The 15,042-nt window shown below is 71.6% G+C and carries 13 protein-coding genes; 3 read left to right on the top strand and 10 right to left on the bottom strand.

The features are described 5' to 3' along the window. Positions 1-169: 169 nt before the first annotated feature. Positions 170-1,042 (bottom strand): SDR family oxidoreductase, encoded by an 873-nt coding sequence (locus E1202_RS06230; RefSeq protein ID WP_132681594.1) that lies wholly within the window; start codon positions 1,040-1,042, stop codon positions 170-172. Positions 1,043-1,187: 145 nt separating this feature from the next. After that, positions 1,188-1,721, bottom strand: coding sequence for a DUF305 domain-containing protein (locus E1202_RS06225; RefSeq protein WP_132681593.1), 534 nt, complete (start codon positions 1,719-1,721; stop codon positions 1,188-1,190). 367 nt (positions 1,722-2,088) lie between these two features. On the opposite strand from E1202_RS06225, the gene ctaD reads away from it, so the two are divergent. The 3 genes from ctaD (at position 2,089) to E1202_RS06210 (ending at position 6,280) form a co-directional block, all read left to right on the top strand. Next, positions 2,089-3,879 carry an aa3-type cytochrome oxidase subunit I gene (gene ctaD, locus E1202_RS06220; RefSeq protein WP_235877780.1) on the top strand — a complete coding sequence of 597 codons (1,791 nt, stop codon included), beginning with the start codon at positions 2,089-2,091 and terminating at the stop codon, positions 3,877-3,879. Positions 3,880-4,231: 352 nt separating this feature from the next. Then, positions 4,232-5,458, top strand: a complete 1,227-nt coding sequence (serB, locus tag E1202_RS06215; RefSeq protein WP_132681592.1) for a phosphoserine phosphatase SerB — start codon at positions 4,232-4,234, stop codon at positions 5,456-5,458. Positions 5,459-5,497: 39 nt separating this feature from the next. Continuing rightward, entirely contained in the window at positions 5,498-6,280 is a 783-nt protein-coding gene (locus tag E1202_RS06210) for an aminoacyl-tRNA hydrolase (protein WP_207918486.1), read from the top strand. Positions 6,281-6,371: 91 nt separating this feature from the next. Here the strand turns inward: E1202_RS06210 and E1202_RS06205 are convergent, their stop codons facing one another. The 8 genes from E1202_RS06205 to E1202_RS06170 form a co-directional block, all read right to left on the bottom strand. Beyond that, on the bottom strand, positions 6,372-6,977 hold the full coding sequence (locus E1202_RS06205) for an energy-coupling factor transporter transmembrane component T family protein (RefSeq protein WP_132681591.1): 606 nt from the start codon (positions 6,975-6,977) through the stop codon (positions 6,372-6,374). Further along, positions 6,974-7,648 (bottom strand): energy-coupling factor ABC transporter ATP-binding protein, encoded by a 675-nt coding sequence (locus tag E1202_RS06200; RefSeq protein WP_132681590.1) that lies wholly within the window; start codon positions 7,646-7,648, stop codon positions 6,974-6,976. The genes E1202_RS06205 and E1202_RS06200 overlap by 4 nt, the downstream gene beginning before the upstream one ends. Continuing rightward, on the bottom strand, positions 7,645-8,745 hold the full coding sequence (locus E1202_RS06195; protein WP_408006094.1) for a thiolase family protein: 1,101 nt from the start codon (positions 8,743-8,745) through the stop codon (positions 7,645-7,647). Before E1202_RS06195 ends, E1202_RS06200 begins: the two co-directional genes overlap by 4 nt. 5 nt (positions 8,746-8,750) lie before the next feature. Next, positions 8,751-10,055, bottom strand: coding sequence for an AMP-binding protein (locus E1202_RS06190; protein WP_132681588.1), 1,305 nt, complete (start codon positions 10,053-10,055; stop codon positions 8,751-8,753). Next, positions 10,027-10,605: a biotin transporter BioY gene (locus E1202_RS06185; protein WP_132681587.1), complete on the bottom strand. Its 579-nt coding sequence runs from the start codon at positions 10,603-10,605 to the stop codon at positions 10,027-10,029. Before E1202_RS06185 ends, E1202_RS06190 begins: the two co-directional genes overlap by 29 nt. 92 nt (positions 10,606-10,697) lie before the next feature. After that, complete coding sequence (locus E1202_RS06180; RefSeq protein ID WP_132681693.1) at positions 10,698-12,677, bottom strand: ATP-dependent DNA helicase; 1,980 nt, start codon at positions 12,675-12,677, stop codon at positions 10,698-10,700. A 209-nt stretch (positions 12,678-12,886) separates the two neighbouring features. Continuing rightward, positions 12,887-13,459 carry an isochorismatase family protein gene (locus E1202_RS06175; protein WP_132681586.1) on the bottom strand — a complete coding sequence of 191 codons (573 nt, stop codon included), beginning with the start codon at positions 13,457-13,459 and terminating at the stop codon, positions 12,887-12,889. Between the two features lie 45 nt (positions 13,460-13,504). Then, positions 13,505-14,797, bottom strand: a complete 1,293-nt coding sequence (locus tag E1202_RS06170; RefSeq protein ID WP_408006093.1) for a nicotinate phosphoribosyltransferase — start codon at positions 14,795-14,797, stop codon at positions 13,505-13,507. Positions 14,798-15,042 lie beyond the last annotated feature (245 nt).

Below are 15,042 nucleotides of genomic sequence, written 5' to 3'. Positions count from 1 at the left end.
CCTGACACGCCTCCCGGACTCCGTGCGCCACTCCTGATGCACGTCCGATGCACGGCGTCGCGGCGTACTCGCCAGAAGACGTGTCAGAGCCCGCGGCGGTGCAGGTTGCGAGGGTGGTTTTCACACCTCGCGGCTGCGCCGCTTGCACACGATCGCTCCACGGAAACCACTAGGCGTTGAGCTTCTGGTTCCGCTCGCTCATGCAGCGGCCGAGGTCGCGGACCTCCTGCTCGAGCTGCGGGATGAGCTTGATCAGCTGCCGCCGCATGAACAGCTCCACCAGCGCCGAACCGGGCAGGTTGCGCAGCCAGTGCATGAGCATGACGCCGCGCGGGACGTAGACGCGGCGCTTGCGGCGCTCGATGGCGTTGGCGAAGGCTCGCGCGCACGCGTCCGGAGTGGTGATCGCGCGCATCGGCCACGGCAGGCGCTTGCGCATCTCGGTGAAGGTCTCGAGGTCGCCGGCGACCTCGCGCACCAGGTCGGTGTCGATCCACGACGGGTGCGCCGATCCCACCGACACGCCCAGGTGCAGCACCTCCATGCGCAGCGCCGACGCGAACGCCTCGGACGCGGCCTTGCTCGCGGTGTAGGCCGCCATGCCGCCGATCGGGGCGAACGCCGACAGGGAGGACACCACCAGCAGGTAGCCCTTGCTCGCGGCCAGCTCCGGCATCACCGCGCGGGCGGTGTGGAACACGCCGTTGACGTTGACGTCGATGGTCTTGAGGAAACCGCGCGGGTCGCTCTCCCGGACGCTGCCCAGCGGCGCGATGCCCGCGTTGGCGATGGCGGCGTCGATGCGGCCGAACTTCGCGGTGGCGGCGTCGACGGCGGCCTGCAGCGAGTCGGGGTCGGTGACGTCGGCTTCGGCCCAGAAGTGGCCCTCGCCGAGCTCGGCGGTGACCTTGGCCAGTTCTTCGGGCTCCAGGCCGACCAGGGCGAGCTTGGCGCCGCGCTCGGCGAGCTCGCGCGCGGTCTCGGCGCCGATACCCCTGGCGCCTCCCGTGATCAGGACGACCTTGCCGGACACGTTCGGCATCTGCTCTCCCTCGAGTCAGCCCCGCTTATCTACTCCTCGGTAGCTTACTTCCAGTAGCCTACTTTCGGTAGGTTCCGGCGGGAAGAGCCGAAGAAAAAGGCACCCGCGACGAATCGCGGGTGCCCTTCCAGGAGCGAGGCGGAGATCAGGCCAGCGCGTTGAGCTTCGCGGTGATCTCCTGCTGCTCGGTCACGAGCTCGGTGGCGAGCTCGGCGAGCTCTGCGTCGTTCTGGGCCGACTTGGCCAGCGTCGCGGCCTCGTTGACCAGGGTCAGCACCTTCTGCTTCCACTGCGCGTCGAAGGCCGGACCGCTCAGCGCCGACAGCGAGGCGTCGGCGGACGCGGTCTGGCCTTCGCCGCCCGCGTGCTGCCCGAGCTCGGTGACCTGCTCGGCCGCCGACTTCTGGAGCTCAGCCGCGACCTGCTTGACCTGCGGGCTGGTCGCCTTGGTGGCGCCGAGCTCGGCCAGCGCCAGCACCTGCTGGCGGTTGCTCAGCAGCTGAGCGGCCGGCCCGCTCGCGCCGTGCTCGCCGGTCGAGGCCTGGCCGGCCATCTTCGGCGCGTCGGCGGGCGGGGTGCCCGGGGCCGGCGGCTGGTCGCTGTCGTACTCGGCCGGTGTGCAGCCCGCGAGTGCGATACCGCCGACCAGCACAGCGCCGATGATCGTGCTCTTCCGCACGTGCTTCCCCTCCAGGATCTGGTGGACGTCGTCCCAGGGCTGCCCTGTGCGAACGCAGGCGGGCTGCCGGACCTATTGCCACGTAGGTTATCTGTCCGCCTCGTGGGCGGTTCGCCCGACGTCTTCCTGGTCGCCGTGTGTCTGATGGATCTCACCGCGGGTGACGATCGAGGGCGCGATGAATAGGGTGGCTACGGCCCGGCCGAACTCCGGCCGGACCCCGGGACTAGTATCCGCAGTCGGCGGCATTGCGACCGGCTCCCCGGCAGGGCTCCTGCCGGGCGTCGCATGCGGTCACCGACCCAACCCGGGTCGGGGCGGATCCGTCCGGGTCCGAGAAGGCTTCAAAGGGAGTGCAGGAGGCACCGTGACGGCCGTCGCGCCACAGCCGATCGCCACGCGCCCCTATCCGGTGCGCAAAACGGTTAAGGGGTCGTTCCTGGCGCGGATGTTCCGCACCACGGACCACAAGCAGATCGGCATCCTCTACCTGGTCACCTCGATCGCGTTCTTCATGGCCGGCGGCCTCATGGCGATGCTGATCCGCGGCGAGCTGGCCGTTCCGGGACTTCAGTTCCTGTCGCAGGAGCAGTACAACCAGCTGTTCACCATGCACGGCACGATCATGCTGCTGCTGTACGCGACCCCGATCCTGTTCGGCTTCGCGAACTACATCCTTCCGCTGCAGATCGGCTCGCCGGACGTCGCGTTCCCGCGGCTGAACGCGTTCGGTTACTGGCTCTACCTGTTCGGCGGCCTGATGGTCGTCAGCGGCTTCCTGCTGCCGGGTGGTGCGGCCGACTTCGGTTGGTTCGCCTACACCCCGCTGTCGGACGCGCTGCACTCGCCGGGGCACGGCGCGGACATGTGGATCGCCGGTCTCGTCGTCTCCGGTCTGGGCACGATCCTCGGTGCGGTCAACATGCTGACCACCGTGGTCTGCCTGCGCGCGCCGGGCATGACGATGTTCCGGATGCCGATCTTCACCTGGAACATCATGGTCACCAGCGTGCTGATCCTGATGGCGTTCCCGATCCTGACCGCCGCGCTGCTCGGCCTCATGGCGGACCGCCACCTCGGCGCCCACGTCTTCGACCCGGCCAACGGCGGCGTCATCCTCTGGCAGCACCTGTTCTGGTTCTTCGGCCACCCCGAGGTCTACATCGTCGCGCTGCCGTTCTTCGGCATCGTCTCGGAGATCTTCCCGGTGTTCAGCCGCAAGCCGCTGTTCGGCTACTCGGGCCTGGTCTACGCGACCCTGGGCATCGCCGCGCTGTCGGTCGTCGTGTGGGCGCACCACATGTACGCCACCGGCGCCGTGCTGCTGCCGTTCTTCGCGTTCACCACGTTCCTGATCGCGGTCCCGACCGGTGTGAAGTTCTTCAACTGGATCGGCACCATGTGGAAGGGGCAGCTGACCTTCGAGTCGCCGATGATCTTCAGCGTCGGCTTCCTGGTCACCTTCCTCTTCGGTGGTCTCACCGGTGTCCTGCTGGCCATGCCGCCGGTCGACTTCCACGTGTCGGACACCTACTTCGTGGTCGCGCACTTCCACTACGTGCTCTACGGCACGATCGTGTTCGCCACCTTCGCCGGCATCTACTTCTGGTTCCCGAAGATGACGGGCCGGATGATGGACGAGCGGCTCGGAAAGCTGCACTTCTGGTTGACCTTCATCGGCTTCCACGGCACGTTCCTGGTCCAGCACTGGCTGGGCAACGAGGGCATGCCGCGCCGGTACGCCGACTACCTGGAGTCCGACGGCTTCACCGCGCTGAACACGATCTCCACGATCGGCGCGTTCATCCTGGGCGCCTCGATGCTCCCGTTCATCTACAACGTCTTCAAGAGCTACCGGTACGGCGAGGTCGCCGAGGTCGACGACCCGTGGGGCTACGGCAACTCGCTGGAGTGGGCGACCTCCTGCCCGCCGCCGCGGCACAACTTCAAGGAGCTGCCGCGGATCCGCTCCGAGCGTCCGGCGTTCGAGCTGCACTACCCGCACATCTCCGAGCGGATGCGGCTCGAGGCTCACCTGTCCCTCACCGGCAAGACCTTGGCGCACGAGCACGAGGAAGGCGGCGGCGGTACCGCCACCCTGACTCAGCCGCCCAAGACCAAGGACGACTCGGACCGGGACGACACCACCGAGAAGTGATTTCGTCGATAGCCCCGAACGGCACGGTTGTGCCAGGGTGGGGCCAGCTCGACGGCGAGCCCCGGCGGGCCACAAGGCCTGCCGGGGCTCGTTGCGTTTTTCCCGAGGGTGAGGTGAACGGCAAACGTAGCGGCGCGGGCAGCGGAACCTGAAGGCTTCCGTGGACTCCGTGCGCCACTCCTGATGTATGCCAATACACGGCGTCGCGGCGTACTCGCCACGAAAGCCTTCAGAACCCGCGGCGGTGCGAGCTGCTCGGGTGGTGAAGGAGAAAAGCGGCTTCGCCGCTTGACCACAGCCGTTCCCGCCCTCTGAGTCCACCTTTCTCGGTTAGAGAGGAACTTTCGCAGTCGTGAGCTCTCATGCGACCACCGTGTTGATCACCGTTACCGGCAAGGACAAGCCCGGTGTCACGTCCGTGCTCTTCGCCGCCCTGACACGCCACGGCGTGGACATCGTCGACGTGGAGCAGGTGGTGATCCGCGGCCGCCTCGTGCTGGGCGTGCTGGTGTCCACCGAGATCGACCCGGAGAGGCTGCAGGAGGCCGTCGAACAGGCGATGGCGACGGTCGGCATGGTCGTCGACGTCGAGATCGGCGCGGAGGACATCGACGCGGCCAAGCTCGGCTCCACGCACGCCGTCGTCGTGCTCGGGCAGCCGGTGACCGCCCGCAACTTCGGCGACGTGTCCAGGGCCCTGGCCGAGATCAACGTCAACATCGACTCCATCCGCCGCGTCGCCGACTACCCGGTGACCGGGCTCGAACTGCAGGTCACGGCCCCGAACGCGGAGGACGACGCCGAGCTCACCGAGGCGATGACCGCGCTGGCGGCCAGCACCGGCGTCGACCTCGCCGTCGAGCGCACCGGCCTGTCCCGCCGCGCCAAGCGGCTGGTGGTCTTCGACGTCGACTCCACGCTCATCCAGGGCGAGGTCATCGAGATGCTCGCCCGCCGCGCCGGCTGCGAGGACCAGGTCCGCGAGGTCACCGAGCGCGCCATGCGCGGCGAGCTGGACTTCGCCGAGTCGCTGCGCCAGCGGGTCGCGGTCCTGGAAGGTCTGCCCGCCACCGTGCTCGACGAGGTGGCCGCCGAGCTGGAGCTCACCCCCGGTGCGCGGACCACGATCCGCACGCTGCGCAGGCTCGGCTTCCACACCGGAGTGGTCTCCGGCGGGTTCACGCAGATCATCGACCAGCTGGTGGACGAGCTGGGGATGGACTTCAGCGCGGCCAACGAGCTGGAGGTCGTCGACGGCAAGCTCACCGGCCGGGTCATCGGCGAGATCGTCGACCGGCCCGGCAAGGCCAAGGCGCTCCGCCAGTTCGCCGAGTCCTTCGGCGTCCCCGCCGCGCAGTGCGTGGCCGTCGGTGACGGCGCCAACGACATCGACATGCTCACCGCCGCCGGGCTCGGCGTCGCGTTCAACGCCAAGCCGGCGCTGCGCGAGGTCGCCGACACCGCGCTGTCCTACCCGTTCCTGGACACGGTGCTGTTCGTGCTCGGCGTGACGCGCGCCGAGATCGAGTCCGCCGACGCCGAGGACGGCGTCCTGCGACGGGTGCCACTCGACCAGTGATCCCGGAACACCTGCGGCGTGGCGGGAGTTGAGCAGATCGTGTTGCCCCTTTCCGTGCTCGACCCGCTCCTCTCCCGCTACGCCCAGTGGCTCGCGCTGCCCGGCGAGGCCACCGCCGACACCTCGGACGAGGATCCCGACGACGTCGTGCTGATGCCGATGGTGCTGCGCATCGAGCGCCGCGAACCCCCGGCCCGCACCGCGCTGCTGGAGGCCGCCGCCGCGGCAGCGCTCGCCGTCTGCCTGGACGAGCGCTGCGCTCCCGAGGGGGAGTGGCACGAGGCGATGCACGGCTGGATCTCCGGCCGCATCCGCAAGGTCACCCGCCGCGCCCGGGGCGCGCACTGGGAGGCCGTGCAGGCGCTGCCCGGCATCACCGTCGAGGTCGGCGGCGCCGAGGTCCGCGCGCTGCTGCCGATGCGGGTCGCGGACATGCCCAAGGAGCTCAGCCGCCTGCAGATCTCGGGCAGCGAACTCGAACCCGACGAACCGGGCCCGGTTCAGCCCGGCGTCCCGGTCCTGTGGATCAACCCCGACGTCCCCATGAGCGCGGGCAAATCCGCAGCTCAGGTCGGCCACGCGACGATGATCCTGGCAGCCCAGCTGCACGGCGAAGGCCTCGACGCGGACCTGGAGCGCTGGGCGGCCGACGGCTACCCGTGCGCCGTCCGGCAGGCCTCGCCGGCGACCTGGACCGACCTGCACCCCGGCGACGACCCCGAAACGGCCTGGCGCAAATCCCGAGTCGCCATGGTCAGAGACGCGGGCTTCACCGAAGTCGACCCTGGCACCGTCACCGTCCTCGCCCAGTGGCCCGGGTGACCCGATCTCAGTGGAAATCCGGAACCCGATTTCCGCTGAAATCCCGTCACCGGACTGCGGGGGTGATCGTCCGTCTCTGGTGGAGGGGCGGTCAGTCGTCGCCGAGTCCTCGGGCTGCTAGGGCTTCGCCGAGGTCGTCGGCGTGGCGGAGGGTTCTGACCAGGAAGGGGATGGCGAAGGCCGGCAGGGAGCGGTCGGCGCCCCTCGCTCGCTGGGCTTCGCGCACCTGGGCCGCGATCGTGGACAGGGCTGCGATGGCTTGGACCGTGAGGCCCACCAGGAGCCCGACGCGTTCCGGGCGCACGCCGAACCGGGCGAACGGGCGCAGCGCTCGCTCCACCGATGTGATCAGGTCGTCGACCCTGGTGACCAGGGTGAACAGGTTCGCCGCCGCGAGGGTGGCCAGCAGCCGGAGGCTGATCGTCTCGGCTCGGGCGAGGTCGAGCATCCACCACTGCAGGGCGAAGACGATTGCGACCAGCGGGATCAGGAACCGGCCGATCTGCCAGACGCGACGCAGCGGGATCCGCCCGACCGCGTAGCCGCCGACCGCCGCCAGCACGCACACCACCAGCGACACCGGGGCGCTCAGGACGAACGTGACGATCGCGAAGACCAGCAGCGCCAGCAGCTTCCAGCCCGCGCCGAGGCGGTGGAGCGGGCTGGTCCCCGGCTCGTAGAGACCCAGCGGGTTCACCCGATCAGCTCCCGGTAGAAGCCGACCGCCGTCTCCGGGACGTCGTCGGCGACCACCCGGCCCCGGTCCAGGACGATGACGCGGTCGAAACCGGCGAGCAGGTCGAGGTCGTGGGTGACCAGCACGACCTGCTGCTCCAGCCCGGAGAGCACCTCGGCGAAGTGCCGCTTGTTGCGCAGGTCCAGCAGGGTCGTGGGCTCGTCGCAGACCAGGACGTCGGGCTCCAGCACCAGCATCGAGCACAGCGCGAGCAGCTGCTTCTGCCCGCCGGAGAGCTGGTGCGCGGGGTGCTCGGCGTAGCCCTCCAGCCCGTGCCGGGCCAGCATCTCGACCGCGCGCCGCTGCCGCTCCGCCTTGGACAGGCCCTGCTTGCGCAGCGAGAACGCGACGTCCTCACCGGCGGTGGGCATGACGATCTGGCTGTCGGGGTGGGTGAAGACGAACCCGACGCGGCGCCGGACCTCGCGGCCGTTGCGGTCCACGTCGAGACCGTCGACGAGCACCCGCCCCCGGCTCGGCCGCACCAGTCCGTTGATCATCCGGGCGAGCGTGGACTTGCCGGAACCGTTGGCGCCGACGAACGCCACCCGCCGCTCGGGCAGCCGCAGGTCCACGCCGTCCAGCACCGCGCGACCGTCGTAGCTGTGCCCGACGCCCTCGAACTCGATCAACCCACTCGCTCCCACATCGTCGCCACGCCCAGCCCGCCGCCGGAGGACAGCGCGGCCATGCCGATCCGCGGCCCGTCCTGCCGGACCATCCGGCTGAACAACCGGACCACCAGCACCGCGCCCGACGCGCCCCACGGGTGCCCCAGCGCGATCGCGCCGCCGTCCGGTCCGGTCAGCTCATCATCGAGGCCTGCCGCGTCCAGGCATGCGAGGGCCTGACCGGCGAACGCCTCGTTGAACTCGACGACCTCCGGGGTGCGCCGCTCGCACAGCGCGCGCATCGCGGGCACGGCGCCCAGCCCGAGCCGGTTCGGGTCCACGCCCGAGGTGCGCCAGCCGACCAGCCGCAGCCCGGGCACCCCCAGTCTCGCGCGCTGCTCCTCGCTGGTGACCAGCACCGCCGCGGCACCGTCGCTGATGCCGCAGGAGTTCGCGGCCGTCGCCGTCCCGTCGGCGGTGAAGGCCGGGCGGAACCGGGCCAGGCGCTCCGGGGTGAAGCCCCGGCGGGGGCGTTCGTCGCCGGTCGCGGAGCCGATCGGCACCAGCTCGGCGTCGAAGCGGCCCGCGTCCTGGGCCGCGACGGCGCGCGCGTGGCTGCGGGCGGCGAAGGCGTCCTGGCGCTCCCGGCCGATCCCGGCTTCGGCGGCGATCAGGTCGGCGGCCGGACCCATGTCGGGATCGCCGATGTCGGCCGGGGCGAACGGGGCGCGCTGGTAGAAGCGCGGCGGCTCGGTCGCGTTCCGCGGCCGCCACGCCCGCCACGGCGCCGTCGACGGGCTCTCCACGCCTCCTGCCAGGAAGAACTCGTCGCCGGAGACCATCGAGGCGGCGGTGGTGATGGCCGACAGGCCGCTGGCGCACTGGCGGTCGATCGTCATGCCCGGGGTCGCCTCGTCCAGTCCGGCGCGCAGCGCGGCGACCCTGGCGGGATTGCCACCGGGTCCGAGGACGTTGCCCAGCAGCACGTCGTCGACGCGCTCGATCCCGGCGTCGTCGAGGACCGCGCGCAGCACCGGCGCCGCGAGCCGGTCGGCCTCGACGTTGCGGAGAAGGCCGCCCGCCTCGCCGATGGGGGAGCGCCGGGCCGCGATGATCACCGGGTTCACAGCTGCTCACCGCTGCTCAGCCGCTCGGCGATCACCGCGCGGGCGGGCTTGCCGGAGGCCGTGCGGGGCAGCGCGTCGACGATCAGCCAGCGGCGCGGGCGCTCGGCGGGGTGCAGCTTCTCGCGGGCGTGGGCGCGCAGGTCGGGCAGTCGCGCGTCGCCCTCGACGACCGCGGTGACCAGCGCGCCGAAGCGCGGATGAGGGGTGGCGGCGACGACCACGTCCAGCACGCCGTCGACCTCCCGGAGCACCGACTCCACGGCTTCGATCGCGACCAACCGGGCGCCGGTGTCGATCACCGCACCTTCGCGTCCCAGGATCTCCAGCGCGCCGTCGGGACGCTGGAAGGCCTGGTCACCGGTCCAGTCGGTGGAGGCGGGGACGAGCTCGCCGCGCTCCAGGTAGCCGTCGAAGGCGAGGTCGGAGCGGACCAGCAGGCGTCCGTCGAGGACGCCGACGTCGACCACCGGCATCAGCCGCTCCCCGTGGCGGACCGCGATCAGCGACTGCTCGGCCGAACCGTAGTACTCGATCAGCCGGGAGCCCGGGAGCGCCTTCGCCAGGCGCTCCTCCAACGCGGGACCGACCTTCGAACCACCGCACACCACCAGCCGCAGCGCGCACCGCGACCGCAGCAGCGGATCGTGCTCCAGCACGGCCAGCAACGCCGACAGCTGGGCCGGGACGAGGTGGACCACGGTCGCGTCGCACGTGGCCTCGGCGGCCGCCGAGGCCGACCAGCGGCCCAGCAGGCGCAGGTCAGCGCCGCTGTTGAGGGCGTGCAGGGCGCCGAAGAGGAACAGCGAGGAGCTCAGCGGCCCGGGGATCAGCACCCGGTCGGCGGGTTCCAGCGGCAGGCCGAGGGCGCCGTAGCTGCGCAGCCACGAACCCCGCGACCGCACCAGCACCTTCGGCCGTCCCGTGGTCCCCGAGGTCGTGGGCAGGTAGAACCACGTCGACTCGTCGCCCACCGGCAGCTCGGTGCCCCGGTCCTCGCCCAGGGGCGCGTCGGCGTCGAGGAACACCTCCGGGCGGGCGTCGTCGAGCACCGCGTCGAGGTCCGGCCAGTCCGGGTCGACCAGCAGCGAGGCGCATCCGGCCAGGTCGGCGCCCAGGAAGTGGATCAGCCGGGCCGTCTCGTCCGATCCGGAGATCGCCACACGCGAGCCCGGCGGCAGACGCCGGGCGACCCGGTGCGCGGCCTCGGCCAGCTCCGGGCCGGTCAGGTCACCGACGCGCGAGGTGGGTTCGCGCCCGAGGATCGGCAGCACGTCAGCCCTCGGCCGGCCGCCGCGCCGCACCGGTCAAGGCCTGCGGAACCGCTCGGTGCACGGCCACCGCCACCAGCGACACCGCCACCAGCTTCACCGCGTCGCCGGGCAGGAACACCAGCGACTGCACCGCCGCCGACGGCAGATCGCCGATCATCAGGCCCCAGAAGGGGATGCCGATCAGGTAGTCGGCGGCCACGCCCGCGAGGTTCGCCAGCAGCAGCACCGGCAGCCCCGGCTTCGCCGCGCGCTGCACGATCAGGCCCACGACCAGCGCGGACAGGATCCAGCCCAGCAGGAAGCCACCGCTCGGACCCAGGAACGGGGCGATGCCACCGCGCCCGCCGGACAGCAGCGGCAGGCCGATCGCGGTCAGCGCCACGAACAGCAGGACCGACGCGGTGCCGCGCCGGGCGCCGAGGATGCTGCCCGCCAGCAGCGGTCCGGCGTTCTGCAGGACCACCGGCACCGCGGCACCGGCGAGGTAGAAGCCGGGGAAGATCCCGAGCACGGCGATGAAGGCGGCGAACACCACGGTGCGCGCGAGGTTCGCGGCCGGCGATGACGGGCGTTCGGACACGGCAGCGCTCCCAGGGGTCGAGGGGGACCGGATGAAACTACCCGCAGTCGAGCGCGCGGCGGGAGCGACTGTGGGCAGTTTTACCCGCTCGGTCAGCCCGAGGTGAGGCGCTTGAGCGCGCCCCGGACCACGTCGGGGTCGTGGGTGGTCCAGAACGGCGGGAGCGACGCCCGGAGGAAACCGCCGTAGCGGGCGGTGGCCAGGCGAGGATCCAGGACCGCGATGACGCCCCGGTCGTTCGGCGACCGCAGCAGCCGACCGGCGCCTTGGGCCAGCAGCAGCGCGGCGTGCGTCCCGGCGACGGTGAGGAATCCGTTGCCGCCGTGCTCGGAGATCCGCTGCTGGCGGGCCGAGGCCAGCGGGTCGTCGGGCCGGGGGAACGGGATCCGATCCATGATCACCAGTTGCAGCGAGTCACCCGGCACGTCCACGCCCTGCCACAGCGACAGGGTCCCGAACAGCGAGGTCTCCGGGTCCTCGGCGAAGCGCTTGACCAGCAGCGCCGTGGTGTCGTCGCCCTGGCACAGCACCGGCGTGGACAGCCGCTTGCGCAGCTCCTCACCTGCCTGCTCGGCGGCGCGGCGGGACGAGAACAAGCCCAGCGTGCGTCCCCCCGCGGCCTGAACGAGCTCGGTGATCTCGTCGAGGACCTGCGGCGGGAGCCCGTCGCGGCCCGGCGGGGGCAGGTGGCGGGCGATGTAGAGGATGCCGCTGCGCTGGTGCTCGAACGGCGAACCGACGTCCATCCCGGTCCACTTCAGCGTGCCGCCGTCCGAGGGGGCCTCCTTCGCGGTGGCCATCCCCGCCGCGGACTCGACCTGCTGCTGCGGCGGCAGGCCCCACTGGCGGGCCAGCGTGTCGAACGATCCGCCCAGCGACAGCGTCGCCGAGGTCAGCACCGTCGTGCGCTGGCCGAACAGCCGATCGCGCAGCAGGCCGCCGACGCCGATCGGCGCGACCCGCACGGCCTTGGGCCGGTTGGGCTCGTTGGAGACCCAGACGACGTCGTGCTGCTGGGCCTCGTCGAAGGCCTCCAGCAGCCGGACCGCGGTGTCGTGCACGTCCTCGGTGAGCGCGTGCGCGAGCTTGCGGGCGGTGCTGCCCTCGACGTCCTCCTTGCGCTCCGGGCCGAGCGCCGAGATGCACGCCCACGCGGAGTCGCGGACCACGGTCACGGCGCGGCCGAGGGCTTCGGGAAGCTCCTCCAACCGGCCGGGCGCGGAGTCCTCGAGGACCAGTTCCAGGCCTTCGGCGGCCTCGTCGAGGCGGTCGGCGGTCTCCTCGTCGATGGCCCGGCCGCAGCGCCGCGCGGCCAGCTTCACCGCGCTCGCGGTGAGTTCGCCGGTGGCGGCGGAGGTGACCCGGTCCACCAGGTCGTGGGCCTCGTCGACCAGCACCACGTCGTGCTCGGGCAGCACCGGGCGGTCGTCGAGGGCGTCGATGGCCAGCAGCGCGTGGTTGGTGACCACGATGTCCGCGCGGCCGGCCGTGGCGCGGGCGCGCTCGGCGAAGCAGTCGGTGCCGACCGGGCAGCGGTGCACGCCCAGGCATTCCTTCGCGGTGACCGACAGCTGCCGCCACGCCTGATCGGTGACGCCGGGAACCAGCTCGTCGCGGTCACCGGTCTCGGTCTCGGTCGCCCACTCCTGCACCCGCTGCACCTGGCGTTCCAGCGCGGAGGCGGCGAAGGCGTCGAACAGCGCGTCCTCGTCCGGCTCCGACGGCGCGTTGCCGTGGATGCGGTTCAGGCACAGGTAGTTGCGGCGTCCCTTGAGGATCGCGAACGTCGGTTTGCGGCCCAGGGTTTCGGCCAGCGCGTCCGACAGCCGCGGCAGGTCGCGGTCCACCAGCTGGCGCTGCAGCGCGATCGTCGCGGTCGACACGACCACGGTCGTGCCGTCGGCCACCGCGTGCCGGATCGCCGGGACCAGGTAGGCCAGCGACTTGCCGGTGCCGGTCCCCGCCTGCACGGCGAGGTGCTCCCCGGTGGTGATGGTGTGCTCCACGGCCTCGGCCATCTGCGCCTGACCTTCGCGCGGCACGCCGCCGACGGCCGCCACGGCGACCTTCATCAGGGTCGCGAGGTCGGGGATGTCCCCGCGTGCTCTGCCCAGCGGCAGCGAGGGCTCTTCGGAGTCGGCCCGGTTCGCGCGCTCCAGGTCGGCGACGATCTCCGGTGGGAGCTCGTCGGCGTCATCGGACTCGAACGCGACCGGGTCGGACCATCGCGGGGCAGAGGTGGGCACCCGGGAAATCTACCGCCGACCCCCGACGCGACGGGTCAGGAGACCACCACGGGGTCTCCCAGGAGCTTCGCTCCCGCTTCGTCGAGGTCGTCGAGGGCCTGCTCGACGGTCGCGCGCGACACGCCGGCGGTGAGCTGGAGGTGAACGGTGGTGTCCAGACCCGCCTTCAGCGCGTCGAGCGCGGTGGCGCGGACGCAGTGGTCGGTGGCGATGCCGACGACGTCGACCTCGTGCACGTTCCGCTCCCGCAGCCAGGTCAGCAGGCCCAGGTCGGTGCGGTCCACGCCCTCGAAACCGGAGTAGCCGTCGCTGTACTGGCCCTTGGAGAACACCGCGGTCACCGGGCCGACGTCCAGCTCCGGGTGGAACGCGGCGCCCGCCGTGCCCGCCACGCAGTGCTTGGGCCAGGAGCGCACGAAGTCCGGGTGATCGCTGAAGTGGGCCCCCGGGTCGACGTGGTAATCGCGGGTGGCCGCGACGTGCTCGTGCTCGGAGTCGGCCAGGAACTCCGAGATCGCGGCCGCGACCCCGGCGCCCCCGGCGACGGCGAGCGCTCCGCCCTCGCAGAAGTCGTTCTGCACGTCCACGATGATCAACGCCCTGCTCATCGCGCCTCACCTCCTGCGGATCCGATGCCCGATTCTTTCGTAATGTCAGGCTCCGAGGAAGGTCGTGGGGATGGCGGGTTCGCCGTTGGACAGCTTCAGGCCCTCCCACGGCAAGGTCACCAGGGCGCGTCGCAGCCGCTCGCGGTCCTGCTCCAGCGTCGGCAGGTCGTCGGCCAGCTTGCCGTCGCGGATCAGCGGGATCTGCAGGTGGCGGTCGTGCGGTCCGAGCGTCGGCTCGGCCCCGGCGCCGTAGACGACCTCCTCGACGGCGGTGCCGGTCTCCTTGCAGCGGCGGAGGGCGGCTTTGCGGCCACCGCGCGACTCCTTGTGCGAGCTGCGCTTGGCCACCGGGCGGCCGTCGACCTCCACCAGCTTGTAGACCATCTCCGCCGTGGGCGCCCCCGATCCGGTGACCAGCGACGTTCCGACGCCGTAGCCGTCCACCGGTTCGGCGCGCAGCGAGGCGATGGCGTACTCGTCGAGGTCGCCGGAGACCACGACCCGGGTGTTGGTGGCGCCGAGGCGGTCGAGCTGCTCGCGGGCCTGGCGGGCCAGCACGCCCACGTCACCGGAGTCGATGCGCACCGCGCCCAGGCCGGTCCCGGCGGTCTGCACGGCCAGGTCGATGCCCCGGCTGATGTCGTAGGTGTCGACCAGCAGCGTGGTGCCGGTGCCCAGCGCGGCGACCTGCGACTCGAACGCCGACTGCTCCGAGTCGTGCAGCAGCGTGAAGGCGTGCGCGGCCGTGCCCGTGGTCGGGATGCCGTAGCGGCGCCCGGCCTCCAGGTTGGAGGTGGCGGTGAACCCGGCCAGGTAGGCGATGCGCGCCGCCGAGACCGCGGACTCCTCGTGCGTGCGGCGCGAGCCCATCTCGATGATCCGCCGGCCGTTGGCGGCCGAGACCATGCGCGCGGCAGCGGCGGCGATGGCGCTGTCGTGGTTGAGGATCGACAGCACCACGGTTTCCAGCACGACGGCCTCGGCGAAGGTGCCGCGCACCGTCAGCAGCGGCGAGCCGGGGAAGAACAGCTCGCCCTCCGGGTAGCCGTCGATCTGCCCGCTGAACCGGTAGTCGCGCAGCCACTCCAAGGTGAGGTCGTCGACCACGCCGTGCTCGGCGAGCTGGGCGATCTCGGCTTCGCCGAACCGGAAGTTCTGCACCGCGTCCAGCACCCGGCCGATGCCGCCGGTCACGCCGTAGCGGCGCCCGTTGGGCAGCCGCCGGGTGAACACCTCGAACGTGCACTCGCGGTGCGCGGTCCCGTCACGCAGAGCGCTGGCCAACATCGTCAACTCGTAGTGGTCGGTCAGCAGCGCGGTGCTAGAGCTCATGAGCATGAGATTACGTGGTGCGTGTGGGGGAACCGAGAGCATCGTCTTTCGCGCTTCTACCGGGACAGCGCAAGCGGCGCAGCCGCGCGCCGAGAAGACCACCCCGGCAACCGGCACCGCCGTGCCGTCCCCTGCCGGGGGTTTCTGAGCCGTCGTCTGGCGAGTACGCCGCGACGCCGTGCATCGGCATGCGTCAGGAGTGGCGCACGGAGTCCAGGCGGCGTCTCAGGTTCCGCCACCCGCGCCGCTAC

The organism is Saccharopolyspora karakumensis (assembly GCF_004349225.1).
Classification (GTDB): Bacteria; Actinomycetota; Actinomycetes; order Mycobacteriales; family Pseudonocardiaceae; genus Saccharopolyspora; species Saccharopolyspora endophytica.
This window is presented reverse-complemented; position numbering and strand designations above follow the sequence as displayed.